The sequence below is a fragment of the Nodosilinea nodulosa PCC 7104 genome (assembly GCF_000309385.1).
GTDB lineage: Bacteria > Cyanobacteriota > Cyanobacteriia > Phormidesmidales > Phormidesmidaceae > Nodosilinea > Nodosilinea nodulosa.
Window position 1 is genome coordinate 4203984 of record NZ_JH976537.1, and the last position, 25832, is coordinate 4229815.

Sequence of the window (25832 nt, forward strand, 5' to 3'; positions counted from 1 at the left end):
GATTGGACGGTCAATGAGTCAGGGCTGTTCCAATATGGCCATAGCAAAGACCATCCGCCCCGACCTGCCCCAACTGAAGCTGATGCTGGCGACGCTAGATCCGCTGGGGCTACCGATAGCGACCGAGATTGTCTCCGGGCAGCGCGCCGACGACCCGCTCTACATTCCGGCCATTGGGCAGGTGCGTCAGACCCTCAGCCAGTCTGGGTTGCTCTACGTGGGTGACAGCAAGATGGCCAGTCTAGCGACCCGTTGCTTTCTCCAGGCTACAGGCGATTACTATCTCTGTCCGCTCGGTGGGACTCAACTCAAGGCGGAGGCGATGCAGGCCTACCTAGACCCAGTGGAGCAAGGGGCCGTTGAGTTGCAGGAGATTCACTACGACTATGCCGACGGTCACACCGCGCTGATTGCCCGAGGCTATGAGCAGACCCAGACCCGCACAGGAGAATGGGACGGACACACCTGGACGTGGTCAGAGCGGCAATTGGTCGTGTACTCCTTGGCTTATGCTCAATCCGCCCAGCAGGCCTTCCAAGCTCGACTTGAGCACGCCCAGACGGCCCTAGCGGCGCTCAATCAATCGGGGCGCGGCCAGAAAGCCTTTCCTGATGAGGTCGCCTTAGCGCAAGCCGCTGAGACGATTCTCACCCGCTACCGGGTCAAGGCCTACGTTCAACTCACCTACTCACAACAGGTGGAGCAACACGCTGTGCGTCGCTACCGGGACCGCCCGGCTCGGATGGTGGAGCACCGTCGATTCCAGGTGAATGGCACCCTAGAAACTGAGGCCATCAACCAGCAGATGCAAACCTTGGGCTGGCGGGTCTATGTCACCAATCATCCCGCAGCGGCATTATCGCTGCCTCAAGCCGTGACGGTCTACCGCCAAGAATATCTGGTGGAGCACAGCTTTAGCCGACTCAAAGGGCATCCCCTCTCCCTCTCCCCGATGTACTTACAGCGTGAAGACCATATCAAGGGATTAATTCGCTTACTCTCGATGGGGTTGCGGCTGTTAACGCTGGTGGAGTTTCAGATGCGTCAAGCCTTAGCTGGTCACCAAGAAACCCTCTCAGGGCTATATATCGGTAATCCCAAGCGGGCGACGGCACGTCCGACAGCCGAATTACTGTTGGCCAGTTTTCGCGACATTACTCTAGTCATGGTGAATGCACGAGGGCAGACCTATGCCCATCTGACGGAGCTGACGCCTTTACAGCAGCAGATCTTAAAGGCTCTCAACTTCCCGGTAAGTATTTACACCCTGCTGGGGCCCGTATCTGACGAACCACCTTAGAAATGAGCGAACCGGGAGCTTCTGTATTTGATCATACTGGACTGCAAATTTATCCAGGCTGGATCTTCTCCACTGTCTTTCAAGGGGATGACTGGGTCCCCCAAGGGTCTAATACCCGATGGGAACCCTCGCCAATAACCCTCGCCAATAAAGGTTAAATGATTCAGGAAACCCGCAGTGATTGATAGGCTGGAGTCTAGGATGATGGGGAAATTTAAATATCAGGCGTCACATGGACTCTATCCAGACTCAAGTCATTCTTTTGACAAATAAAATTGACGCCCTGCATCAGATGATTGATCAGGTTAACGATCAGGTTTCTGCGCTAATTGCGACCCAGGCCTGTGCTATTACACCCAACGATGCTGGGTCCGGTCGCCTTGCCTACGGCAGGGCTGCTCGACAAAATCCTGGCCTGCTTGACAGCGTTTGCGAACACAAAGATGTTCTGCTGGACAGCAGCTATTTAGATCTAGATCGTCAAAATACTGAGACCACCTTTTCCCAAGACGTGCAGATCCAGCGACTGACGGCCCAGCTAACGGCGGCTTACAATCGCATCGCAGCGCTAGAAGAGCAGCTGCTAGCCTCTCGAGTTCACTAGGTGCCGGAGAAGCGTAGCTCAGGGCTGATAGAGCGCAGGACTATAGGCTGTTGTTGGCCTGAGCAGCGTTGGTTGAGGCCGCCTCCGTTAATCTTGTACGTAGGGTTCGCCTGCGGTTAAGGCTGCTTCCGCTCGACTAAACTCGCGCCCTAGGTAGGCGGCGTGGTCGAGGAAGGTAATTGGACAAGGATTGGCCGGATCTTCAAAAATAGCGATGCAGAGTTCCTTAGCGGTGCGCCCGCTGTAGATACGGGTGGGTGTGCGCTCTATGGTCCCGCGCACGGGCAGGGGCTTGCCGGTAACGGGATCGCAGGCGAGGCCTTTATCGTTGATGATGTTGGCAAAATGTTTGGCGCAAATTAGCCCCTGAGCTACATCCAAATAGATGAGAAAGTAGCCACCGGGGTCTAGCTCGATGTAGCGCTTCGAGAGTTGGTCATCAAGGGACTGGCGCTGGGCCTTATCAATGGGCTGGGTGCTGGAGGAAAGGGTCATCGCAGGTCGCGGCCTGTACTGGATCAAGCTTCTCTATGGTAGCGCGCTGGGCGATCGCCTCCACTTCTGGCCAAGGCCAAGCCTGTCCCTACCGGAGGTTCTCCAAACTGTAGATCGGCTGAAGGACGGCTTTGCCCTTCAGCGCCAGTCGGCCCAAAAATCCGCAGTCATAGTCGGCGGACAGGGCCTCGTAGGTGGCGGCATCCAGCAGAATTTGGTTTTGGGCCGCACGGCTCATCAGCCGCGCGGCGGTATTGACCGTGTCGCCCAGCACGTTAAACTCTCGTCGTCCGCGAGGTTCACCAATTTCGGCGGCAAACACCTGGCCGTAGGTCAGCCCCATGCGGCAGGTAACCGGTAGGGGCTGGCCCTGGCGAAAAGGGGGCCTCAGCTTAGCCACTAAGTCGCGAATGGTTAGCAGGGTTGCGGCTGCCTGCCGAGGCGCATCGATCTCAGGGCTGAGAACACCAAAATGAATCAATATTTCTGAGCCGACGGAGTGGTAGGTCACCTTTTGCAAAATGCCGCGCCGCCGCTCCACGGCACCGTTGATCAGGGCAAAGGCGTGGGAAAAGCAGCTGACAATGCCGTCGGTGTCCTCGGGATAATCGGCGTCCGCAGCCTCCGGGAGGCCAATTAAGTTGATAAAGGCTACCGCTGCCGTCGGAAATGCGGGGGGAATACGGCGATCGGCGGCTGTATTGACCAGCAGCTGCAGCACCGGACGCGGCAGGTAGCTGGCCAGCGGTTCAAGGGTTTGCAGGCTGGCCTCAATTTCTCGAATCAGGCCCGGCACACTGCGGTCAAATAGCACTGTACTAGCGGGGCGGCGGCGGTTCAGGGTGAGATCGTATTCGCCCAGCGCTTGGGGGCTCAGGTCGTCAACCACCAGGCCGCCCGCCGCGTTGGGCTCTAGGCGCAAAGATGATGGCGCCATCTGCAAGCACCCGGCCTTGCTCAGGCACACCCGACCCATCGCGCCAGCTCCTTCGGTTTGCTTGGCGGTCAGCACCGTTTGGCCCAGCAGCACGTGGGCGCGGCGCATGGGAGTACCAATGTCAGCGCTCACAAACGGCCCTGAGTGAATGCCCAGCCGCATTTGCAGCGATAGCGGCCCTTGGGAGGTCTCCAGGTTGGCAAAGTTGGCCATGGCCCGCTGCATGCGTAGCCCCGCATAGATAGCCTGAACCATTTCTCCGTTGTCGCCCTCAGACTGGTAGGCCTCATGGCAAAACTGCACCAGCATCGCGTCGCCCGTAAACTCCAGCAGGTTGCCACCAGCCTTGCTCACCAGGTCTACCATCTGAGCAAAGTAGTCGTTGATGATGGTGAGCAGGGTTTCGGCACCGGCTCGCCCCGCCGCTGCGTTGGCCGCAAAAAGCGGCGTGAACCCGGCTAGATCGGTAAACAGCAGGCTGCCCCGGTGCCAGCGATGGCGCACTTCAGGGCCAGTGGGGGGATGCTGAACCACATCTCGCGGCACGTAGTCAGTCAGCACATGCTGTAGGGTGCGGAGATGGTCAAATACCTTGCCTAGGGTTTTGGCGGAGGGGTCAACCCATAGGGCAGCGTATAGATCTGCCGGGGCCAGATCCCGCAGGCTGCGCTCAATGCTCTCCAGTTCTGCCACTGTCCCTATCCATAATTTGGCCGTAGTGTTGCTCTAGGGTTCCCACCGGAGGGGCGATCGCCATGGCGAGGGCAAAATAGCTGGGGGCTGTCATCAATTAGTTGCCGATGGTCCAAGAATCATAGGATTTTAGCGAGCATTGATATTGATGACGCGACCTAGGGCTGCTTCAGCGGCAGTTCGGCATTGATAGCGTCTATTTCCTGCTGCTCTAGCTCGTTGACTTCGGTGATATAGCGGGTCAGCAGGGTGCTGAGGCGGGGATTGTAAAACCGATGCAGACTGTAGTTACCCAGAGCCGGAAAGCCTCGCCGTTTTTTGTGGCGGCCCCCGGCCCCAGGGTCAAAGAGAGTGATGCCGTTGGCGATTGCCCACTCAATCGGCGCGTAGTAGCAGGCGTTAAAGTGCAGATTGTTAAAATCCACGGTAGATCCCCAGTAGCGACCGTAGAGGCGATCGCCCTTGGTCAGGCAAAACGACATGCCGACGGGATCGGTGTCATCGTCGCCATAGGCGGCAAACAATACCATCCGATGTCGGTAGTCGTGGTGCAGCAGCTGAAAGAACTGACGACTCAAGTACTTACTGCCCCACCAGCCAAACTTGTCGCAGGTGTCGGCGTAGAAGTCGTACATCTGCGTGCACAGGGTCTTGTCGATGGCATCCCCGGGGATTGCCTCTAGGCGCAGGCCCGCCGTCGCCATCGACTTGCGCTCCCGTTTGATGTTGCGGCGCTGGTTGGCATTAAACACACTGAGATAGTCGTCAAAGTCGCTAAAGCCTTGGTTCTGCCACACATAGCTGTGGTGTAGCCACGCTGAGAACCCCAGCTGAGTCATGGTTGCTCGCCACTGGGGGTCAACGTAGAGAAAATGACAGCCCGAGATGGTGTTGCGATCGCAAAAGTCATCGATTACCCCCACCATGGCCTGGGTCACGGCTGCCTCGTCGGCATCGGGGGCGATCAAAAATCGATAGCCCTCGGCTGGGGTAAACGGCGACATGCCCAGCAGCTTGGGATAGTAGTCCACTCCCAGGCGCTCCGCCAGATCGGCCCACTGGTGATCGAACACAAATTCGCCCCGGCTGTGCCCCTTCAGGTACATAGGGGCAGCGCCCACCAATGTCCCTCCCTGCCACAGGGCAAGGTGGCAGGGCAGCCAGCCCGCACTGGCCCCCACGCTGAGCGATCGCTCCATATTGTGCAGCCAGCTCCACTCTAAAAAAGGCGTGGCCAGCGGTTGGGCTAGCTCGTCCCACACCGCTTCGGGCACCTCTTCAATCGAACGTAGCCAGGTGGCAGTCAGCGACGGCACAGTGGGGTAGCCCATGGGTGGTTAACCGGTAGGGGACGGTTGGTTATTCTCCAGGGTAAAGGAATTTGCCGTCGGGTGCAGGGGCAGCACTCGGTAATGCAAAAACACCTCATCTCCCACCGTCCGGTTCGACAGCAGCCTCAGCTGGGGGGCAAACTGGGCTAAAAACCCGGCGCCTTCCACTGGGGTGGGGGCCGTCGCGCCCCCCAAAACCAGCGGGCACACTGTGATAAAAATTTCGTGAACGCAGCCGCAGCGGAGCAGTTCCGCTGACAGCCTCCCGCCGCCGAGCAGAGCCAGTTTAGCCACACCAGCCTGCCTAAACTGGGCTAAAATCCAGGGCCAGTCCCAGGGCTGAGTCTGGGCTTCAGGGATTGGCCAAATATGCTGAAATAGATCGGCGCCCCACCCAGCTGCCCCCGCTGCCGTCGTGACCAGCCCCCGGCGCACTGGCTGCCGAAAGAACCGCATCTTGGGGTTTAAATTTCCTGAGGGTGACCAGACAACATGAACTGGCTGGTCAGGCTGCCCTCGCCCTTGGCGCTGGGCGATTAGGTCAGCACTGCGCAGGCTGAGGGTGGTGCCGTAAGCCCGCAGAGTTCCTCCGCCAAACAGTACCCCATCCGCTGCCGCTACCAGGGTCTCTAGGTGGGCCAGATCAGCTGGGGATGAAAACCGGGCTGCCCCCCGCTGAACGTCGGCAATTTTGCCGTCTAGGCTCATGGCCAGCACCAGCGTGGTGTGGGGAATAGCGGGGTCAGACTGAGGAGCGATCGCCAAGGCTACGGGCTATTTAGAACCTTTTTAGTAGACTGAGGGCTGAGGGTATCGAGGGTATCCCAGGGGCCTAGCTCGCCGAGGGCTGTCCACCGCCCAAATCCCAGCTGCGGTGGCAGATCCAGTCCTGGTTGGGCGATCGCTGGTAAAACCGCATTTCCCACTGAGTCGGGGTTTGGCAGTCAATGGCGGCTTCGGCCTGGGCCACAACGGCATCTATTTGCTTTTGGTCAACGCCGCAGGCCAGGGGCATACCCAACTCATCCTGAATGCGGAGGGGCATTTTGCGGGTTGGTGACTTAACGGTACAGGCAAAATTTACCATCACCTGCTTTAGCCAGGGTGCCGTAATCGCCATGCCGCAGCCGTCGGGTTTTGCCACCAGGCCATCCATGGTGACCACCGGAGAAGGGCGCGACTTGAGTCCCCGGTTAAAGGCGCGATCGAGGCTCTGCGTATAGACCGGAGCCGCACTGCCCTGTTCTTCAAAGCCCTCAACAAGAGTAAATCCGGGCACAGAACCTCTGCCTCCCTTTGCCCCTAGAGCCTCACCACCCTGGGCCAGAAACTGCTTGATCTGCTCGGCCAGAGTTCCGGTCGGGCAGACAAAAATAGCAAACTTAGTCATGGTATTCCCAGAGAAACAACGGACTGGGAAGTACGGTATTGAGCCTGCTCTAGCTCACAAAAAAGATGCAGACGCTAGGGATAGAGGCAGGACAACGACTATACCTCTACATAGCAGCTTAGGCCATGAATGCTCGGATGCTCGGATTAGAGCGCTATTCTTAAGAATTGTTCCAGCTCAGCGGCCTGATGGTTCCTAACGACTGGGGCCATCAAAGGCATTGTCAATGTAGTCTTGCAGTACCAGGTAGCGGCGATCGTCTATGGGCAGCTGGCGGGCTGGGTCAGGGACATCAGCGGAACGCCCCCGATGCCGACAGGCCACTAGCGCCACGTCAAAGCGGCAGGTGGCCTCCGCCCACTGGGGATGCTTTAGCAAATAGAGCTGGGCGGCCTTCCCGAGTTTGGACTGCTTGCTGCGGGTAATGGCCATAAGGCCGTAGGCGTCCCAGTTGCCCTGGCTGCGCGTTTTGACTTCCACAAAAGCCAGCTGGCCGCTGCCGTTGGCGGGGCCATGGGCCATCACTAAGTCGAGTTCTCCCCAGCGGCAGTGCCACTGGCGATCGCACTGCCGCCAGCCCTGGGCTTGCAGCCAGTTGGCCACCAGGGTTTCCCCGAGGTTGCCCAGTTCAGTTTTGCTGAGTTCGGCAGGCATTGACGACTCCAGACTATCGCTGTCCCCTCAGGATGCCCAAGATCTGGCGATCGCGCTTGCCCCGGCGCACCGGGCCTATCGATAGTTGGTGAACTGCACAGCCACCGGCCATTCTTCCTGCTTCACCAGCTGCATAGCCTGCTGGAGATCATCCTTAGACTTACCCGTCACCCGCACCGCGTCACCCTGAATGGCGGCGGTCACCTTTTTAAGGTTGTCGCGAATGAGCTTGGTAATCTGCTTACCCATATCCTGCTCAATGCCCTTTTTAAGCGTTACCGTCTGACGAACGCGAGTGCCGCTGGCGGCTTCCACATCGCCGTACTCAAAAATCTTCAGAGAAAGATTGCGCTTGGCCGCCTTCTGATGCATCAGATCTTTGACCGCATCTAGGGTCATGTCGCTGGCGGTTTCAATGGTGATCGTGCTGTCCCCCAGGTCAATGGACGTTTTAGTGTCCTTGAGGTCGTAGCGGCTAGTCACGTCTCGCCGGGTTTGGTCGAGGGCGTTGACCAATTCCTGACGATCAAAATCGCTGACGATATCAAAGGAAAAGCTAGAAGCCATAGGGCAATGTTGGGTATCTGCGCACCAACAGACTACATCAATGCCGCCCGGCAGCTCAAGAAATAGAGAGCAAAGGTGCTGAGATTGGCGACGCCAAACATTAGCGATCGCCCGATCGGCACGTTCAAAATATAGGCCACCGGGTACAGAGTACGGGCGATCAGGTAGGCGATCGCCGCCCCCAGGGCCAGCGGCGACTGCTGCTGGGTCAGGTAGGCCATCAGCGCCGCCGGAGCATACAGAATCATCGATTCAAACGCATTCTCATGGGCCCAGGTGGCCCGCTGGGCGTAGGCAGGCAGCTTGTCCAGCATCGCCCGCGGGGCCGCCTGGTCGTAGCCCACCGCAAAGCGCCCGTAGCCCACCGCCAAAAAAGGCAGATACACCAGCAGCGCCGCCACCCCAATGCTAACCAGCAAAAAACCCGGCATAGACAATACAACTGCCATAGACCCTCGTCCTCAGTAACGTTATTTGCAGTGCTGAAACAGCTAAACGCCAACCTCCATTAACGGCACCCGCGCACAGGCCCAGTCTTTGAGGCCAAATTAGTCAAAGTAGAACAGGGTGACTATTTTGCGCTGATCCTCAGCGTCCTGGCAGGTTTTGAGCAGGGTATGGCTGTCGTGGAAGGCAAAGCAGACCAGCTGCTGGCAGCGAGAGATAATTTCCTGGTTGCACAGGGAGCTGGCATCGGCCAGGGACATCGCGTCGTTAGCTGGGTTTTCGACCAGGTGCATCACCTGCTCTAGCTGGTCCCGCGACTCACGGGGCTGGCGGGCCAGGCTCTGAGGCAAAATTACGGTCAGCAGGTTAGGGTCTGCCTGCATCGCGCCCTTAATGGCGGCAGAGTTAGTGCCAGTGGCCCCCGAGGTAATGATGCGATTGCCCCCCAGAGCCAAGGCGTAGGTCATCAGCTCAATTAGCTGCTGGTGGGTAATCGGCACGTGGCGCGACCCCAAAATGGCCACCCGCTTAGAACCCGACTGTTGAATGGCCGCGAGTTCCTGCAAAAACGTATCGACTTTAGCGGATTCGAGCGACGCTTCAATAGACTGACTCAAAGGCTGCACCGGATTCGAGAATAACGGGCTTAATTGTATCAGAAGGCGAGGGTAAGGCTACATGTCAACCCACTCACAACCTGTCTCAGCTGGCCGATACAGGCAGCTTTAGGTCAAGCAGTTGCAGCAGCCTTTCCATGTCGAAGTGGGTGGCAATCAGGTCTTGAATGCACCGCACCTTGATCGGTTCGTGCAGCCGTACCTGGCCAAACAGTTCGTCGATACGCTCTACGGTGGATAAGGTATCAGAGTCTACCGAGACAATGGGCACCTCTAGGTCTGAAGCCCGCTCTAAAATTTCGGGAGTCGGCGGAATTTGGCCCGTTAGCACCAGGCACTGGGTAGAGGTTTCCAGGGCGGCAAACTGAATGTCGGTGCGATCGCCCCCGGTCACCACCGCCATATTGGTTGCCTTGCGGAAGTACCGCAGCGCTGAGTTTACATTCATAGCCCCAATCGTCAGCGTTTCCACCATCAGGTCCAGCCGGTTGGGGCAGCACAGCACCTCCGCATCCAGCCGGGCCACAATTTCACGCACGGTAATGCTGCGCATGATCGGCGATCGCGGCAGCAGCGCCAGCACAGGAATTCCCTGGCTTTCCAAAAAAGGACGGGCGAGTTCAGCACAGGCCGCTGCCGCATCCGTGGGCACATCGTTGATAATCACTCCCACCAGGCGATCGCCCAGCAGAGCCTTGGCGGCCAGCAGGCGATCGACCAGCAGCAAAGAGTCGTAGCGAGTGACCAGCAGCACCGAGGCATCAACACCTGCCGCAATGTGGGCCACAGAAAGGCTTAGCAATGTTCCCTCGGTTAGGTTGCCCGGCCCTTCCAGCAACAGCAGATCTTCACCTCGGTGCTCAGTGTAGCCCTGGAGACTGTAGCGGGCCGGAGCCTGGCCATCCAGCGCCAGACGAGCAGCCACCGTAGCCTCAGTCAGCGAAATAGAGGGCGGATAAAACCGAGCCGTAGACAACCCCAGGGTGGCCACAATAAAGTCCAGGTCCGGATCTGCCTCATCACCGCCAATGGAGCTGCCCATGGGCTTGCCAAACCCAATGTCCATACCCGCTGCCTGAAGCTGGAGCCCAACGCCCAGTAACACCGCCGATTTGCCGCTATAGGACTCGGTTGAACCAATCACTAAACGTTTCGCTGAATTGGGCTTTGCTGAACTGGGCACGCTGCAACTCCTCCATGGGGGCAATGCACTGCTCTCTGACTACCTGTCGCCGTTGCTAAGCAGCCGCCAAGTTAATCGTGTCAGTAGGCACAGTACCACACTCATTCTGCCACTTTAGCGGATGTCAGCGTCAGGCATCGGCTAAACCCTTTTTCAGCGGTGTGAAGGACAGCCTACTCATCTAAGCGCAGAAGTTTCCGGTAAAACCCCTGGGCAAAATCCGCCGGACGCTTTTGCCGGAGAGCAACAATTACGTCAAACAAAAAATCGACAAATTCAAAGGTCGCCATAGTGATTTCATAGCTGAGATCGCTATCGCCCTCAAACTGCATCCGACAGCGGGTCAAGTCGGCAGGCAGTACCGACACGTTCCAGGTGGCCACAAAAGCAATGCTGTCTCCCCCCTCAATCTGGCGCTCCCCTTCCAGATTGCCCTGCTTATAGAGAGAAATGGCGTAGGGCAGAGCATTGCGCTTGTTCCCCTGGTAGTAGGGCATATAAACGCTAATATCTTGCTTGCCTGCGGGCTGAATTGCCTCAAACGTCATACTCATGGGTCTGGCCTTAGGTCAAGTTGTAATGGACGATCATTCTGGCGGTCATCGGGTTTAGCTGCTCAGGATACTAGATACCCACCCTTCTGTATGGCCAATGATGCTCTATGTACAGCTAGCATTCCCCGCGACAAGGCTGAGGGCATCACCAAAATTTTCTTACAAAATCGAGGATGATAGACCTAGGCCGGGGGCACGCTTGGGGTAAAGTATTCTCTCCAGTGTTGGTGCCCTAGCCACTGTCGTCTTTGTTGTGCTCCCCACCTGAGTTCATGGTTGATATTCCTGAACGCTTTGCCGCCGGGCGCTTTTTTACCCCCCTGGATGAGCTAGAAATCGAAGATTTTCCTGGTTTTTCCGGCCGCCGCTCCAAGGCTGCCCTGACCCTGAGCGTGTTGTGGGGCGTCACCGTTGCGCTGCATTTAATTTCTTGGGGAAGTTGGCTAGTGCTGGGTCTTACGGCCATTCTGACGACCCATGCCATGCGCATCCTGCTGGCTCGGCCAGCTCTGTCACCGCCCCCTCTGCCTTCAACCTCCCGCCCCCAGGTAGAGGCTGAGACCTGGGAGAGCTGGCCCTACGTCTCCCTGCTAGTAGCAGCCAAAAATGAAGAAACCGTGATTGAGCCTCTCGTCGCAGCCCTCTGCCAGCTCGACTACCCGGCCTGCCGCTACGAAGTGTGGATTATTGACGACAACAGCACCGATGGCACAACCCGTCGGCTACAAAGCCTGGTCAATCGCTACCCTCAGCTGCGGATATTGCGGCGCAGTGCTGGGGCCAGCGGCGGCAAATCTGGGGCGCTCAACCAGGTTTGGCCCGATACCAAAGGTGACATCATCGGCGTGTTTGATGCCGATGCTCGGGTACCCAAGGAAATGCTGCGCCATATCGTGCCCATCTTTGACCGAGCGGAGGTAGGGGCGGTACAAATGCAAAAAGCCGTCGTCAACCGAGCCAAGAACCTTTGGACTCGGGGACAGCAGGCCGAAATGGCCCTTGACAGCTACTTTCAGCAGCAGCGCATTAGTCTCGGCGGCATCGGTGAATTGCGGGGCAATGGTCAATTTGTGCGGCGGGCAGCCCTGGCCCAGTGCGGTGGCTGGAATGAAGAAACCATTACCGATGACCTCGATTTGACCTTGCGCCTGCACTTTGGCGGCTGGTACATTCAGTTTTTGCTCAATCCCGCCGTGGGTGAAGAGGGGGTCGAGCAGCCCCTGGGCCTGTGGCACCAGCGCAACCGTTGGGCAGAAGGGGGGTACCAGCGCTACCTCGACTACTGGCGGCTGATTGCTCAAAATCGCTTAAAGCCAGCCAAAACCTTTGACATGGCAGCTTTTTGGGTGATTCAGTATGGCCTGCCTACGGTTGCATTACCGGACTTTGCAATGGCGATGCTGCGACATCGGCTACCGCTATTTTTGCCGATATCGAGTTTGGCTCTGACCCTGTCTATGGTCGGCATGTTTTGCGGGCTGAGGCGCACCCGACAGCAGGCGGTGTGGGTTAGCAGCCTGCAAACTCTCTGGGGCAACCTATACATGCTGCACTGGCTGCTGGTGATAGCGACTATGACAATGCGACTGGCGGTGCGGCCCAAGCGGCTGCGCTGGGTCAAAACGACTCACCTGGGCAGCGAGGACGACATTCAGGTTGATTTGCTCTAGGCTAAAGTTTCTTGGGAATATTCTGCGATCGCGTACTATGCCCTGGTTCGTTAAAATCGAGAAAGGCATCGTCAACAAAGCCATCTTCGACCAGTTTGTGCCGGCCCACGTGGCCTATGTCAAAGACCTGATTGCCCGGGGTCACGCTGCGAGAAGCGGCTACTGGGCCGAATTTGGGGGTGGTATGCTGTTGTTTCGGGCCAGTTCAATCGAAGAAGCCCGAGCCATTGTGGCTGCTGACCCGCTGATTCAAAATCATTGCGTTGAGTATGAGCTGCATGAGTGGCGGGTGGTCGTGGAGTAGGAGGAAAAGCTGTGGCTGATTCTAGCGATGGATACAAAATAGTCAGCGACAACCGCCAGGCCCGCCACGAGTATGAAGTTTTGGAGACCTACGAAGCGGGCCTGGAGCTAATGGGTTCGGAGGTAAAATCGATTCGCCAGGGCAAGGTCAACCTGCGCGACGGCTACGCCTCGATTAGAGACGGGGAGCTATGGCTGCACAACGTGCACATTTCGCCCCATACCATGACCAACAAAGCCTACAACCACGAGGCCAAGCGTGCTCGCAAACTGCTGCTGCACCGCGACGAAATTCGCAAGCTAATCGGCAAAATCGAGCAGAAGGGCCTGACTTTGGTGCCCCTCAAGCTCTATCTCCAGCGAGGCTGGGTAAAAGCCACTATTGCCCTAGCTCGGGGTAAAAAGCTCCACGACAAGCGCGAAAGCCTCAAGCGCAAGCAGGAAGGTCGCGAGACCGCACGGGCGCTCAGCGGTCGAGATTAGTTACTCGATGCTTACCCCACCGAAGGTTTCGGCCCTTTTGCCGGAGCTGGCAGGAGCGGCTTTTTCGAGCTGACGAGCCTGCTGGCGGTGGTGTTGAAAGTGACCCATCCAGGCTTCAGGAGCGTTCATCGTTTCGCCGCCGTGCTTAGTCAGTCGCTTGCGCACCTGGCACAGCACCGGAGTGTTGACGCAGGCCCCCGATACAATCACCTGGCCCTTAGTCAGAGAGGGTAATTCTTGCAGCAGGTCGCGTCCGGCGGCCTCGACCCCGTACTTGAGGCTGTCCTGGTCGACGGGGTTGACAATACGCATAAGAAACTGACTCATACACTGGCTCAGCACATCGGAGTCGAGCTTGCCAGGGCGCTGAGTAATCAGCCCTACCCCCATGCCAAACTTTCGGCCCTCGCTGAGAATGGTGCGCAAGATCTGCTTGCAGCGGGCAGGTTCGTGGGCGGGGGCAAAGCGGTGGGCTTCTTCGATCAGAATAAACACTGGGTAGGGCAGATAATTTTCGTCCTCGGCGGTGATTTTGTCTTTGGCCGTGTTCATGCGGGCCTGGTAGCTCTGCCGCAGCACCGCCGCACAGATCACCTGCTGCTCTTCCTGGCTAATTTCGTTCATTTGCAGCACGGTAACCTGGCCTGGGGCAAAGAGATCCTTCGGCGCCAGGTGCTGAACCCGGTGGAAGTATTCGGATCGCTCCAATTTTCCCAGCTTCCACTCCAGAGCTGGAGCAGAGGAGCCGGTTTTTTCGTTACCCTCGTCGTCGGTGGTGCGGTCTGACTCGTAGCAGGCAGAGATCAAATCCTGCACATCCCAACGGTGCTCGCCAAACTTGTGCTTGCCCAACAGGCTAAAGGCTTTGTTGAGGATGGCCTGCTGGCGATCGCTCATATCCGGTAGCAGAGTCAGAATGTCGTAGTAATCGAGCGACGACATTCGAATCCGGATGTCGTCTGGGGTGAGAATTTTAACCTCGGGGCTGTAGCCATCCTCTGAGGTAAAGCTGGGATGTCCCCGCATGTCGGTCAGGGTGCCATACTCGCCGTGGGGGTCAAAGATCAGCACGGCGGCCCGGTTGTAGGGGCTGAGCAGTTCTTCAATCAGAACTCCAGCCGTATAGGATTTACCAGAGCCAGTTCCCGCCAGAATGGCCATGTGGGTGCTGACCAGCTCTTTCACATCTAGCGCCACCGGCACCCGCCCACCAGGGCGCAGCAGGAGCGAACCAATGTGGGCCGAGCCTACATCCCTAGGCTGCTTTTTGTTGATGATCTGGCGCAGGCTGTCGTCATCAGCCAGGCATACCTTAGCGCCAGGGTCGGGAGAAATGCGCGGGTTCATGAACCCCAGCGCCGGGTGGAAATGCCCCACCACATCGACAGTGACTTCGTAGATTTCGGGGTTGGGGTGGGCGAAGCCGACCAGGGCCGCGATCGCTTCAGGGTTGATATCTGGGTCGGCAAAGATGCGATCGGGCAGGTGGTCGATCAGGCGGCGATCAGAGATTTTACCTAAAATTTGGGCGTTAGGGATGTCAGCCAGATCGACGGTGTAATACACAAATTCGCCAATTTTGACCTGGCGGTTGTTGGCGGTAATGAACACGTACTGATTGCCGTTTTCGCCAGGCCCTTTGACGGTGCCAATGACTGCGGAAGCGGTAGGTTGTGCTGACCGTGCCATAGAAAACTGCCCCGCTAGAGAAACCCGTTGTCGCTAGTTTAGCCAGAGATCTATCCCCGGCACTGACTTCATTAATACTAATGTCCTGCCGTTCATTAGGGTAGGGCAAGATATACCCCTGGAAAGTCGCTTTGCCACGAATTAGCTCAAAACATTGGTCTGCAACATCCCCAATGAACCATCTCATCTCTCTGGCTCAGCCCTGCTGAGGAAGCCCTTGTGGTGGCGCAGCCCCTCTGCAAGACAGGTTACACCAACGCCCATGGCACCGGATGCTGCGGATCTTACGGAGTAAGCCCAGGGGGAATATTGGCGAATTCACGGATACTGCTTTGCGGGTGAGTAGATAGGCTAAGGACAGCCGGGGGCGAGGTCAGGCTAGCCCAGGACCATCCCCCGGCTCAGGGAGTCAGGAACACTTCGCTAAATGGTTGCCCATGGCATCTGAAACTTCGCCGCTATTGTTCCAGGCCCGCCCCCGCGAGGGTGCAGTACCCCCCACCGCCTCCAGCATTGGCGACGGTCGAGAAACATGGCCCTTAGTCCATGCCCTGGCGGCCACCTTAAACAATCCCAACCCTCTGCCGGCTCTAGCTGAGCTGCTGGGGACCCATCTAGGCTTCGGGGCCTGTCTCCTGCTCTGCCACTACCCCGGCACTGACGATTTAATGTATACCTGCTGGCATCGGGGTACGGTTCCCACTAGCCAATCGCTCAGTGCCGCCGAGTCGGGATCTTCGCTAGATTGGCCGCATCGGGTATCCCTAGAGCTCATCCAGCAGACTATTGAGCAGTCATCTGGGGGGGGTCGACTGCGCTGGCAGAAGGGTTTGGCCGCTCTGCTGGGGGAGCACGATAGCCCACCCCCCTGGCTGAGGACCATGGCGGCCTGCACTGCGATCGCCATTGATGGAGCAGGGCTGCAAGGGGCCATGCTGCTGCTGGGTCCAAGCGGGTCGACAATCGACCCAACCGCGCAGGCTAACCTGGCTAGCCTGGGGGCGATCGCCTTCCACCAGCACTATCTCCAGGGCCAGGCGGTACGCCATACCGAGCAGCTACGCTACCTCAACTACCTGAAAGAAGACTTTCTCAGCACCCTCAACCACGAGCTGCGCACCCCCCTGACCAGTATGATGTTGGCCATTCGCATGCTGCGCCGCCCCGACCTCACCCCCGAGCGAGCCGCTATGTATCTGGATATTCTGGAGCAGCAGTGCAGCCGCGAGATCAACCTGGTGAATGACCTGCTGATGCTGCAAACCCTGGAGTCTAAGGCGGCGGCCCCAGTGTGCCAGTCGGTTGACCTCGGGCAACTGCTCAGCGATTTAGCAGCGCAATCGACAGAAACATTTCAGCAGGCTCAGCTCACGCTGGATTTGCAGCTACCGTTTACCCCCGTCATGCTGTGCACAGATCCGGAACGGTTGACTAAGGTGCTGCGAGAGCTAGTCAGCAATGCCTGCAAATACTCAGCCCATCAAACCACGGTCACTCTCGCCCTGGCAGACAATCAGGCCCAGAACGGCCTGGTGACTCTGCAAATAAGCAACCTGGGGGCAGCGATCGAGGCAGACGACTTGCCCCATATTTTTGACAAGTTTCGGCGGGGGCACAGCGCTACCAAAGACGGCATTGCTGGCACCGGCACGGGGCTGGCGCTAGTGCGTGGTTTAGTCGAGCGGCTGGGGGGAACTATTAGAGTGTCAAGCCAGCCCAGCCAGGCCCAGCTCTGGCAGACATGCTTTACCCTTGAGTTCGCACATCAGACTAAACCCATCCACAATTCATAGGCTCAATACGCTTCCAGCAAATTTTGCTGGTATTCTGGGCACAGGCGTGGTTGCCTGGCCAAACTACACTGTTACCGGCTGGTTTAACCCATGACTGCAAACATCTCTGATATGACAAGCTTTGAGGCGGCCCGCTTGGACGCTGATGCTGCTGTGGGCATAGACGATGGGGCTGGACATGAGACCGGAGTTACCATCCAAACTGAAAAGCTGGAGGGCCAGCAGCGCCGCATTTTGGCGTTGACCGATATTCCCTTCACGGCCGAACAGGTTTGGCAGATCCTGACTGACTACGACAACCTCTCAAGCTTTATTCCTAACCTGTCCTGTAGCCAGCGGCTCAGCCATCCTGAAGGAGGCATTCGGCTGGAGCAAATTGGATCCCAATGTTTTCTCAACATTAAGTTTTGCGCCCGCGTCGTGCTCGATATGGTGGAAGCATTTCCCAGGGAGTTGAGCTTTTCTATGGTGGAGGGCGACTTCCGTCAGTTTGAGGGGCGCTGGACTCTGGAGTCGGTGGCGGAGGCCAAAGATAGCATGACCCGGCTGGGCTATGAACTGGTGATTCGGCCGCCCCGAGCAATGCCGGTGGCGCTGATTGAACGGCACATTCGCCACGATCTGAGCCGAAACCTGAAGGCGATTAGCGATCGCACCGCTGTGGTATTTGGCGCCTAGTTTCTCTGCGTCTGAACTGGAATTATAACGTCTGGGCAACCTCCCCAATGAGCGATCGCAGCCACTGGGCAGGAGGCGAACTCTGGCTGCTGCGGTGCCAGCGCATCGCGATGGAAAATCCTTCTAGTTCAAAGGGTAGGGGCAGCAGCTTGAGGGGCTGGGTTTGGGCAAAACCCAGGGCGACCCGTCGAGCTAGGGTGGCGATTAGATCAGTCTGGGCTAGCACAAACGGAGCCGCTAAGAAATGGGGTACTGAGAGGGCAACCTGCCGTTTGAGCCCCTGTTTTGCCAGCAGATTGTCTACTCGTCCCACCCGGTCCTCTTTGACTGAAACCAGCAGGTGGGGCAGGGCCAGGTAATTATCGAGGGACAGGGCATCCCCCAGGCTGGGATGCCCTGGGCGGGCTGCGCAGAGGTAGGTCTCTTGAAATAAGGGCTGTTCCTGATGCCAGGGTACGGCTTCGGGAAACAGGCCGCAGGCTATGTCAATGGCACCTTCGTCGAGCAGGGCGAAGAGGGCCTGCCTATCCCCTGAGCGAATTTGCAGGCTGACGCCTGGGGCTACGGACTGAAGCCGCTGCATCAGCCTGGGCAACAGGGTGAATTCGACGTAGTCGGACATACCAATGGCGAAGACGCGATCGCTGGTGGCCGGGTCAAAGGTGACATCTTCCAGCAGCGCCCCCTGGATTTGCCGCAGGACGGGGCTGAGCTGCTGGGCCAGGGCCAGGGCTCGCGGCGTAGGACGCAGCCCGGCGGCGGTGCGGACAAATAGATCATCTCCGGTGAGCCGACGCAGGCGGGCCAGGGCATTGCTGGTGGCGGGCTGGCTGAGGCCGAGGCGCTCTCCGGCTCGGGTCACGCTGCCTGCGGCGATCAGAGCGTCGAACACCACCAGCAAATTTAAGTCTAAACCAGCAAGATTGATATGGTGAATATTAGTCATACTAATTATCCATTGGACAAATCTATAGTGGAGGGCTGAGGATGGAAACGCAACGATTTTCTAGCGCAAGGACAGCGTTTCATGGCTCAGCATATTTTGATGGTGGTGGCCAATCCAGCGGTGTCAACCACGGTGGGCGGGCCAGTGGGGTTTTGGGCTGCGGAACTAATTCACCCCTACGCAGTATTTACCGAAGCGGGCTACGCCGTTACGATTGCCAGCCCCAGGGGTGGCCCCGTTGAGTTTGATCGCCTCAGCGACCCAAGGGATGAATCGGGCTATTCTAAGGACGACACCCTATCCCTGAAATACATCAACCAGCCCGATTTTATGGCGCTGCTGGAGAATACTCCGGCGATCGCCAGCCTTGATCCCGGCGAGTTTGACGCCATTGTCGTCTGCGGTGGCCAGTCGCCCATGTTCACCTTTCGCTCCGACCCGGTCCTGCGGGATCTGTTCATGACCTTTTACAATGCCGAAAAGGTCAGCGCTGCCCTTTGCCACGGCACCTGTCTGCTGCTCGAAACCCGCCTGGCCGACGGCACCCCGCTGATTCAAAACAAAGTGATGACCGGCTTTGCCAATAGCGAAGAAGACTTTGCCGATCAGGTGGTAGGGCAAACGGTGATGCCGTTTCGCATTGAAGATGAGGCCACCAAGCTGGGAGCGCGGTTTGTCACCCAGCCCGCCTTTACACCCCACGCCGTCCGCGACGGCCACCTGGTCACCGGGCAGCAGCAGAATTCGGGCGCTGAAACGGCCCGCCTGGTGCTAAGCGTCCTACAGGGGAGTTAGCCATGAAACTTGCATTTATTGGCATTGGCCAAGTGGGGGCGGCCCTGGCGGGTAACTTAGCAGCCCTAGGTCACAGCGTCACTATCGCCGCTCGCGACCCCAGTTCCAAGACGGTGACCGAGGCACTGGCTAAGTATCCCGCTTTAGCGGTTGCGGCAACCGAGGATGCGATCGCCGCCGCCGAGGTTATTTTCTTGGCTACCCCCTTTGCCGCTGTGTCAGCCGCTCTGGCTAACGGTGATGCCTTTGCGGGTAAAGTGCTGGTCGATTGCACCAACCCTGTGGGACCAGGTCTGACCCACGGATTGGACAGCAAGCGATCGGGCAGCGAAGCGGTGCAAAGCTTAGTCCCCCAAGCCAGGGTAGTCAAAGCGTTCACTATCTACGGCTTTGAGAACTTTGAGGACAGCGCCTATCCGGGTTATGGGGATCTCAAACCGGCCATGCTAATTGCCGGAGACGATGCCGAGGCTAAGCAGGTTGTTGCCACCCTTTGCCAGGATCTGGGCTGGGAGCCAGTGGATACGGGTCCCCTGTCCATGAGTCTGCATCTAGAGCACATGACCCTGCTGTGGATCAAAATGGCTAGGGTGCAGGGAGGAGGAGCAGGGTTTGTCTGGGCCAGATTGCAGCGATAGGAGAGCGAGCAAGCCAGTACCAATCGCGATGAAAAGGCTTTTACCCCCAACGGTGAAAGTGAGAATGGCTATATGTGCAGGGCAAATTCAAATAGGTATCCCTAGGGACAAACGACCGTTTGCCTCTAGGTCATCTCATCAATGCTCGCTATGATCCTTATCCCATAGGCGTCGCCACGCCCGACCCCCAAAAAACAGGCCAGGGGCTGTAATCGCCGATTCTTAAGCCATTGGCGATTAATTGATGACAGCCCCTAGCAATTGGGGTTAGACGACCAGAATGGCGCCTAGGACGGGAGCCGATCCTTCCAGGCGTGCCATTCAGCCGGTTGGGGTCCTGTCCGACCTCGGCATAGAAGACTTCATAGCTTGGCCAGCGGCTCCATGCGCTCGGCAATCACGGCATAAAATGGGTCGCCACCGGGCATGCCCAGCATTTGCAGAATGGGGGGAACGCCGGGCGTGTGGGTTACGACCTCTGGGTGGCTAAAGCCTGGCACCGCCATGAAATAGCCTTTGACTAAATTGACCCGGCGGGTTTCGCTGCCGTCGCGCCAGGCTGCGATCGCCTTCTGGTAAAACATGCGATTGGAAAAGCTGACAATGGCGAGGCCACCGGGTTTGAGAATGCGGTAGATCTCGCCAAACACAGCTTCAGGCCGCTGAAGATACTGCACCGATACAGTATTCAGTACGGCATCGAAGGATTGATCGGCCAGCGGCAGCGTGGGGTTTTCGTTGAAGTTTTGCACAAAGTAGTGGTTAAGGCGAGGATTTCTGGCCAGTTCTTCACTGTTCATGCCGTGGCCCTCGACCCACTCAAAGGGAACATCTTCAGGCAGGTGCGAGACCCAGCTGCTCATCATGTCGAAAATACGGCTGTTTGGGGCCAACCGCTCGCGGTACAGCTCCGTGAGCTGCCGAATAAAGCGATCGTCTACGTGGGTGACAAAGCGCGGCGTATCGTAGAAAAAAGTGTCGCTCGACTCGTCTAGCTTGGTGCGCTGGTCAGGCTGAAGCAGCATGGGAAAAACGCTGAGGGAATTGCCTTTAGTGTAAACAAATATTAAGGTCAAGGCCAGACGATCGCCCGCTGAAGACATGCCTGGATTGACCCTAAATTGAGTCGACGCAGTATGCGCTCTTGTCACTAGCCTACTGGCTAGGGGGTTGCGATTGGCTTGCGGTCCAGCAGCATCTAGATTTTTAGGCTGAGGTCTTAGCTGCTAAAACTTTCGCTGGGGAAGGAAAAGCTTCGGCCCTGAAGATCTGCCCTAGCCAACTTTAGGAGCTAGCGCTGCTTTTGGGTACGCGATGCGCTTGTGATTGTACTGTTGCCACACCTGCACAAAGATTTCAGCAATCAGGGCCATGTGGTCGCGGGTCAGCCCCGATTCTGAGAGCTGATTATCCTTCCAGCGGGCGCGCAAGATGCGATTGACCATAGCGAGGGCTTCATCGGGGGTGGCATCGGTCAGCGATCGCAGCGCGGCTTCGCAGGAGTCAGCCAGCATGACAATACCGGTCTCGGGCGACTGGGGAATGGGGCCGTCGTAGCGAAAGTTAGCTTCCTTCACCGCCAGGGCTGGTTCGTCCTTAGCCATCTCCTCGGCCTGGTGATAGAAGTAGCTGATCAGCATGGTGCCCTGGTGCTCTGGGATGAAAGCCTGCACAGCCTTTGGGAGTCGGCACTTGCGGGCCATCACAATGCCCTCGGTGACGTGTTTCTTGATGATTTCGGCGCTCAGCCAGGGATCGTTGAGTTCGTCGTGCTTATTTGGCCCACCCATCTGGTTTTCGATGAAGCCCTGGGGATCGTGCATTTTGCCAATGTCGTGGTACAGGGTGCCCGCCCTTACCAGTTCAACATTGCAGCCCAGGGCTCGGGCAGCGGCCTCCGCCAGGCTCGCTACAAATACGGTGTGTTGAAAGGTGCCCGGTGCCTCTGAGGCCAGCCGCTTGAGCATAGGTCGATTGGGGTTTGACAACTCGGCTAGGCGAATGGGAGTAACTAAGTCAAACAGATGCTCTAGGTAGGGGCTGAGGCCGAGGGCGGCAATGCTGGAGATCACCCCGTAAATGCCCTGAAGGGCAGCTCCGGTGAGCATGCCTGACCAGGCGGAAATGAGCGATACCGGGCTGACTACCAGCGTCAGCAGCAGGTAGGCCACACCCTGGGTAAGACCGACGCTGCCGCCCAGCAGGGCCAGTTCTTCACGCGATCGCATGCGGCCCGCCAGCAGGCTGCACACAAACGCCCCAGCGGCCCCGGCCATAAACGAAATACCGCCCACCGTCGCCCCCACCGGCAGCAGGACGGCCACAAGCACCACCAGGGTGCCCCCCAGGACAGGCCCGTAGAAGCTGCCCGCCAGTAGGCCAATAGCGGGCAGGCCGTAGGCAGCCACCCCAAACATTTTCATCACCCCAGTGCTGACCACCATGGCTGTTAGCAGCAAATAGTCTTGCTGGCGCAGGCGCTGGGGCACCCAGCACTCGATCAGTAGAAATATGCCCACCCCGCCGGCTACCAGCCCTCCAAACATGGCCAGCCCCCAGTAGTTAAAGCGACGCTGGCTGAGGTTAAAATTATCGAGCAGAACAAACCGACTCTGGGTGATGGTGTCCCCAGCGGCAACGATCAGCTCACCCCGCTGCACTTCGACAAAGACGGGCTTAACGGCCTCTGCGGCCATGTCGGCCTGGAGGCGGGTGCGATCGCTGTCTTCGACCAGGTTGGGTTCCAGGGTAGAGAGCAGCAGCTGGCGAGAAAAGGGTTCAATTGGATTGGGCAGCGCGTCTTTGAGCTGAAGATAGACGGCCCGATCTAGCACCTCCGGGGGCAAGCCAGAGGCGATGCCCTGGGCCAGCATCCGCTCAGCAGCTTGGCGAATTTCGACCTGGGCATCGACCCATACCTGGGTAGGCAGATCGAGCACCTGGGATGACTCTGAAATACCTTCCGCCTGCGAGGCGAGCAGCGTAAAATTGGCCATGGCCTGCTGGTAGGCCTGGCGCGCCTTTTCTATTGAGTCTAAAAGCTGGCTCAGCTCCTTACTGTTGGACCGCTGGCTGTAAGCCCAGAGTTCGCCCAGGGCCGCCTGCTGATCGGGGGTAATGGTTTGGTTGCGCAGCAGGGTGTCCAGCGATACCCGCGCACCTCGAATGCTATCGCCGGTCAAAGGGTCGATTAGGCTGCGCAGTTTTAGCCAGGTAGCATCGTCGGAACGACGCAGGTAAACCTGCACCTGGGTGGACAAAACACTGGTGGAGACAAAGGGCACGCTTCCCGCCTGACGGCGAATATCGCCAACCTGGGCCATCAGGTTATTGAGCGATCGCAGCACGGCATCGTCTGTAGAAGACTCGATGCGCAACACCCTCAGGGCGCCGTTGCGGGCGTCGCGACGGCGTTCTTCAGTGGTTTCTTTATCTTCGACTCGGGCGTTGTCGGGGGCAAAAATGGTGTTGGGAGCAACGCTGCCCACCTGCAAGCCCGGCTGATTGTAGAAGCGCTGCCCCAGGACCGCAGTCAGGCTCAGTGTGGTCAGCACAAAGGCCAGGCGGGGGTGGCGAATGTTCTTGCGCCGTCTGAGGGGTCGACAGGGCTGAAGATGTTTCCTGAGCCGCCGCTGGGGCTGGGCCGACTGGGCGGCGATCGTGCCCCCACCCGCCTGCTCTGGCTCCAGAGACGACGACCGGGGCACCAGCGCAGGCGGAGGAATAATCGGCCTTGCGGCCCGCTGCCCTACAGCCCACCAGCGCTCAACCGCAGCCACAAATTCCTGAATTGCCTTCATAGATTAAGACAGCTAGAGGGGTGGGCAGAGGCCGGGGAACCCCAGAATGTATGGCAGCCAGCGAGTAACAGCCAGATTGAACGATTCGAGATTCTCCTTCCCCGCAACGCGCTAGGGCTGCCAGCCCAATCGGAGTCTCTCAAACGCTATTATAGGCGGCGGTCTCGGTCAACGCCTGTACCCTTTGCCCTAAACCCTTATCCCCCAAGGAAATGGCGACGACCCCAGGGCAATGCCAGTCTCCCCTCCCGCCCAGCGGCAGTGCAGACCCGCCGCGATCGCCGCCAAATCATCCGATTTCAGGCCCTGCCAACCATCGGGATACCGGCCCTGCTCGCCGTCAGCACCCCAGCGCAGCCAGCGCTGGCGCAGCCCCGCGCCCACGCCGGAACGCCCTTCGGTCAACCCCACTAGCAGCCCTGCCAGGGCCACCTCCGTCGGCGTCCAGCCCCGCCCATAGGCCACATCTAGGACCACCGCCAACTGCCCCTGACTCTGGACCATCAGCCGGAGGGCTGGCTCCAGGGGAGGCTCGTTTCCAGCCTTTAGTGCCGCCCTGGCCAGGCTGGCCCCAGCGCCAGATCCAGCTACCTTCATCTCCTGGCATACCAGACTGAACAGTGCTTCACAGGCCTCTGCCGTTGCCACAGATCGCCCCAGCGCTGAGACCCAGCGGCCTACCGCCGCCCGGTGATGGCCCTGGGCATCGGCTTGCAGCCACAGGTAGGGGAAAACGTTGATCAACACCGCTGCTCGATCGGGTAAGGCCTGAAAGTGGGTCTGCCAGCGCTGGGGCAAAAGCGAGTCTCCCTGGGTGCAGGCGTGGGCAACCCGCAGCAGCCCTTCCTGCCAGCTTGGCGCTGGGCCAATCGTCTTACTTCGGCCATGGGCCACCCAGCGATCGCTAATCACAATCGCCTCCAGCGCTGCTCCCAAACGATCTGGCAGAGATCCGGGCGCTACCTGTAGATAATTCGCAACATGCACCATGGTTCAATGGGTCGTTCTGCCTGCACCAGCCTGCTCTGTTGAATTTTAATCGGGGCGGTAGCCCATTTCGCGACAGCAATCCTATAATGCTTGCTGTCAAGCGCCTGCCGCTTGCTGTTATCCCTGCCTGGAGCCACCTCTATGTTCAGCGCCGTCCCCTTCACAAAACAGACTGCCCGAGGCTGGGCTAGTCTCAGCGCTTGGGGAGTGGTCCTGGCGATCGCCTTGGCTAGTGGCTCAGCGATTCCTTTGGCCCGAGCCCAAACTGCCCCAGAAACCGACCAACCCAGCCAGCCAGCCGTTCCAACCGTGAGCGGCGAGCGCATCGTGCGGCCTACCCTACAGCTGGGCAGCCAGGGGGAATCGGTGCGCGAACTCCAATCGATGCTGATCCTTTTGGGCTACTACCCTGGCCAGGTAACCGGGATATATCAAGAAGACACCGCCGCCGCCGCTCGCCGCTTTCAAACGGCAGCGGGCATTACCGCCGACGGCATTGTTGGCCCTGCCACCTGGAGCCGCCTATTCCCCACGCCGCCTGGAGAGGCAAACCCGCCAACGGCCACTCCCCCCAGCACCACAACCCCTGCGGCTAGCACACCGCCAGCTAGCACCCCCAGCCCAAGCACTCCACCAGCGACCAGCGGCAGCAGCTCCACCCCTGCACTTCCCGTACTGCGGCCCGGCATGGAAGGCGATGCCGTGCGACAGCTCCAGCAGCGCCTGCGCACCAAAGGGTTCTACAACGGAGCAATCGATGGGATCTTCGGCAGTCAAACCGAGACCGCCGTTCGTGCCGCCCAGGCCGCAAACGATCTAACTGTAGACGGCATCGTTGGCCCGGCCACCTGGCAGGCGCTGAACTAGCGGGTTGGCCCTGAAAAACACGAGACCGCCGGGAGTAGATCTACCCCAGCGGTCCCATTTTTTGTGGCTTTGGCCATTACAGCCCTGAAATTGTAGCTCTGCCAGGCTTCACTCAGCCTGGGTCAGCCAGTCGGCCATCAGACTGGAGGAGTCGGGAACTGTAGCGCTGGCGTAGATGGAGTAGGGAACATCCAGTGCCTCCATATCAGACAGCTGCTGGGCAGCACTGTTCATATAGAGCACATAGTTGCCCATCAAAAAGTAAACTCCCATCAGGGCGGCAGCCGAAGATGCCACCAGAAAACCGGCCAGCATCAGAGAGAACTCCTGACCCTTGACGGCCTGCTCCATCAGCCGGAGTGCCCAGGCTACCAGGGCAATAACAATAATCAGGATGAGCAGCAGCAT

Annotated in this window: 26 protein-coding genes and 1 pseudogene; 10 read left to right on the forward strand and 17 right to left on the reverse strand. The window is 58.4% G+C overall.

What is annotated here, in order from left to right; translation table 11 throughout:
- Positions 1–1300, forward strand: a pseudogene (locus LEPTO7104_RS34610) (IS1634 family transposase); the annotation flags it as partial.
- A gap of 262 nt (positions 1301–1562) precedes the next feature.
- Complete coding sequence (locus LEPTO7104_RS0119455; protein ID WP_225887016.1) at positions 1563–1904, forward strand: hypothetical protein; 342 nt, start codon at positions 1563–1565, stop codon at positions 1902–1904.
- Positions 1905–1991: 87 nt separating this feature from the next.
- Here LEPTO7104_RS0119455 and LEPTO7104_RS0119460 read toward each other — a convergent pair whose 3' ends face one another.
- From LEPTO7104_RS0119460 to ebsA, 11 genes are all read right to left on the reverse strand, one after another.
- Entirely contained in the window at positions 1992–2399 is a 408-nt protein-coding gene (locus LEPTO7104_RS0119460) for a DUF4346 domain-containing protein (protein ID WP_017300257.1), read from the reverse strand.
- An 88-nt stretch (positions 2400–2487) separates the two neighbouring features.
- A complete protein-coding gene (locus LEPTO7104_RS0119465; RefSeq protein WP_017300258.1) occupies positions 2488–4029 on the reverse strand; it encodes an adenylate/guanylate cyclase domain-containing protein in 1542 nt (513 codons plus the stop codon).
- Positions 4030–4187: 158 nt separating this feature from the next.
- Positions 4188–5360, reverse strand: a complete 1173-nt coding sequence (locus LEPTO7104_RS0119470) for a GNAT family N-acetyltransferase (RefSeq protein ID WP_017300259.1) — start codon at positions 5358–5360, stop codon at positions 4188–4190.
- 6 nt (positions 5361–5366) lie between these two features.
- A complete protein-coding gene (locus tag LEPTO7104_RS34615) occupies positions 5367–6125 on the reverse strand; it encodes a RibD family protein (protein ID WP_017300260.1) in 759 nt (252 codons plus the stop codon).
- Positions 6126–6192: 67 nt separating this feature from the next.
- Positions 6193–6750, reverse strand: coding sequence for a hypothetical protein (locus LEPTO7104_RS0119480; RefSeq protein WP_017300261.1), 558 nt, complete (start codon positions 6748–6750; stop codon positions 6193–6195).
- 195 nt (positions 6751–6945) lie between these two features.
- Positions 6946–7404, reverse strand: coding sequence for a YraN family protein (locus LEPTO7104_RS0119485; protein ID WP_017300262.1), 459 nt, complete (start codon positions 7402–7404; stop codon positions 6946–6948).
- A 75-nt stretch (positions 7405–7479) separates the two neighbouring features.
- The gene (locus LEPTO7104_RS0119490) at positions 7480–7971 is read right to left on the reverse strand and encodes a YajQ family cyclic di-GMP-binding protein (protein ID WP_017300263.1); all 492 of its coding nucleotides are present in this window, start codon (positions 7969–7971) and stop codon (positions 7480–7482) included.
- Between the two features lie 32 nt (positions 7972–8003).
- Positions 8004–8420, reverse strand: coding sequence for an MAPEG family protein (locus tag LEPTO7104_RS0119495; protein WP_155523708.1), 417 nt, complete (start codon positions 8418–8420; stop codon positions 8004–8006).
- Between the two features lie 99 nt (positions 8421–8519).
- Complete coding sequence (locus tag LEPTO7104_RS0119500) at positions 8520–9035, reverse strand: DNA-processing protein DprA (RefSeq protein ID WP_026072865.1); 516 nt, start codon at positions 9033–9035, stop codon at positions 8520–8522.
- Positions 9036–9120: 85 nt separating this feature from the next.
- Positions 9121–10218, reverse strand: coding sequence for a phosphotransacetylase family protein (locus LEPTO7104_RS0119505; RefSeq protein ID WP_040695549.1), 1098 nt, complete (start codon positions 10216–10218; stop codon positions 9121–9123).
- 173 nt (positions 10219–10391) lie between these two features.
- Complete coding sequence (gene ebsA / locus LEPTO7104_RS0119510; RefSeq protein ID WP_017300267.1) at positions 10392–10766, reverse strand: type IV pilus biogenesis protein EbsA; 375 nt, start codon at positions 10764–10766, stop codon at positions 10392–10394.
- Positions 10767–11044: 278 nt separating this feature from the next.
- Here ebsA and LEPTO7104_RS0119515 point away from each other — a divergent pair, with 278 nt between their 5' ends.
- Genes LEPTO7104_RS0119515 through smpB form a run of 3 tightly spaced genes read left to right on the forward strand, consistent with a single transcriptional unit; the run spans position 11045 to position 13228 of the window.
- Positions 11045–12442, forward strand: a complete 1398-nt coding sequence (locus LEPTO7104_RS0119515) for a glycosyltransferase family 2 protein (RefSeq protein WP_017300268.1) — start codon at positions 11045–11047, stop codon at positions 12440–12442.
- Between the two features lie 37 nt (positions 12443–12479).
- Complete coding sequence (locus LEPTO7104_RS0119520) at positions 12480–12746, forward strand: YciI family protein (RefSeq protein ID WP_017300269.1); 267 nt, start codon at positions 12480–12482, stop codon at positions 12744–12746.
- Between the two features lie 11 nt (positions 12747–12757).
- The gene (gene smpB / locus LEPTO7104_RS0119525; RefSeq protein WP_017300270.1) at positions 12758–13228 is read left to right on the forward strand and encodes an SsrA-binding protein SmpB; all 471 of its coding nucleotides are present in this window, start codon (positions 12758–12760) and stop codon (positions 13226–13228) included.
- Here smpB and LEPTO7104_RS0119530 read toward each other — a convergent pair whose 3' ends face one another.
- Complete coding sequence (locus LEPTO7104_RS0119530) at positions 13229–14917, reverse strand: ATP-binding protein (protein WP_017300271.1); 1689 nt, start codon at positions 14915–14917, stop codon at positions 13229–13231.
- A gap of 437 nt (positions 14918–15354) precedes the next feature.
- Here LEPTO7104_RS0119530 and LEPTO7104_RS37185 point away from each other — a divergent pair, with 437 nt between their 5' ends.
- Positions 15355–16710 carry a sensor histidine kinase gene (locus LEPTO7104_RS37185; protein WP_083887097.1) on the forward strand — a complete coding sequence of 452 codons (1356 nt, stop codon included), beginning with the start codon at positions 15355–15357 and terminating at the stop codon, positions 16708–16710.
- Positions 16711–16800: 90 nt separating this feature from the next.
- Positions 16801–17388, forward strand: a complete 588-nt coding sequence (locus LEPTO7104_RS0119540) for an SRPBCC family protein (RefSeq protein ID WP_026072866.1) — start codon at positions 16801–16803, stop codon at positions 17386–17388.
- Between the two features lie 22 nt (positions 17389–17410).
- Here the strand turns inward: LEPTO7104_RS0119540 and LEPTO7104_RS0119545 are convergent, their stop codons facing one another.
- Entirely contained in the window at positions 17411–18334 is a 924-nt protein-coding gene (locus LEPTO7104_RS0119545) for a LysR family transcriptional regulator (protein ID WP_017300274.1), read from the reverse strand.
- 81 nt (positions 18335–18415) lie between these two features.
- Between LEPTO7104_RS0119545 and LEPTO7104_RS0119550 the strand changes: the two genes are divergently transcribed.
- Both LEPTO7104_RS0119550 and LEPTO7104_RS0119555 read left to right on the forward strand, forming a co-directional pair.
- On the forward strand, positions 18416–19129 hold the full coding sequence (locus LEPTO7104_RS0119550; protein ID WP_017300275.1) for a type 1 glutamine amidotransferase domain-containing protein: 714 nt from the start codon (positions 18416–18418) through the stop codon (positions 19127–19129).
- Between the two features lie 2 nt (positions 19130–19131).
- Positions 19132–19767 carry an NADPH-dependent F420 reductase gene (locus tag LEPTO7104_RS0119555; RefSeq protein ID WP_017300276.1) on the forward strand — a complete coding sequence of 212 codons (636 nt, stop codon included), beginning with the start codon at positions 19132–19134 and terminating at the stop codon, positions 19765–19767.
- 362 nt (positions 19768–20129) lie between these two features.
- Here LEPTO7104_RS0119555 and LEPTO7104_RS0119560 read toward each other — a convergent pair whose 3' ends face one another.
- The 3 genes from LEPTO7104_RS0119560 to LEPTO7104_RS0119570 all read right to left on the reverse strand — a co-directional run bounded on the left by LEPTO7104_RS0119560 (position 20130) and on the right by LEPTO7104_RS0119570 (position 24557).
- On the reverse strand, positions 20130–20792 hold the full coding sequence (locus tag LEPTO7104_RS0119560) for a class I SAM-dependent methyltransferase (protein WP_026072867.1): 663 nt from the start codon (positions 20790–20792) through the stop codon (positions 20130–20132).
- A gap of 249 nt (positions 20793–21041) precedes the next feature.
- Positions 21042–23567 (reverse strand): HD family phosphohydrolase, encoded by a 2526-nt coding sequence (locus tag LEPTO7104_RS0119565; protein WP_017300278.1) that lies wholly within the window; start codon positions 23565–23567, stop codon positions 21042–21044.
- A gap of 189 nt (positions 23568–23756) precedes the next feature.
- A complete protein-coding gene (locus LEPTO7104_RS0119570) occupies positions 23757–24557 on the reverse strand; it encodes a hypothetical protein (RefSeq protein WP_155523709.1) in 801 nt (266 codons plus the stop codon).
- 141 nt (positions 24558–24698) lie between these two features.
- On the opposite strand from LEPTO7104_RS0119570, the gene LEPTO7104_RS34630 reads away from it, so the two are divergent.
- The gene (locus LEPTO7104_RS34630) at positions 24699–25424 is read left to right on the forward strand and encodes a peptidoglycan-binding domain-containing protein (RefSeq protein ID WP_083887098.1); all 726 of its coding nucleotides are present in this window, start codon (positions 24699–24701) and stop codon (positions 25422–25424) included.
- 108 nt (positions 25425–25532) lie between these two features.
- Here LEPTO7104_RS34630 and LEPTO7104_RS43270 read toward each other — a convergent pair whose 3' ends face one another.
- Positions 25533–25832, reverse strand: a complete 300-nt coding sequence (locus LEPTO7104_RS43270) for a hypothetical protein (RefSeq protein WP_017300282.1) — start codon at positions 25830–25832, stop codon at positions 25533–25535.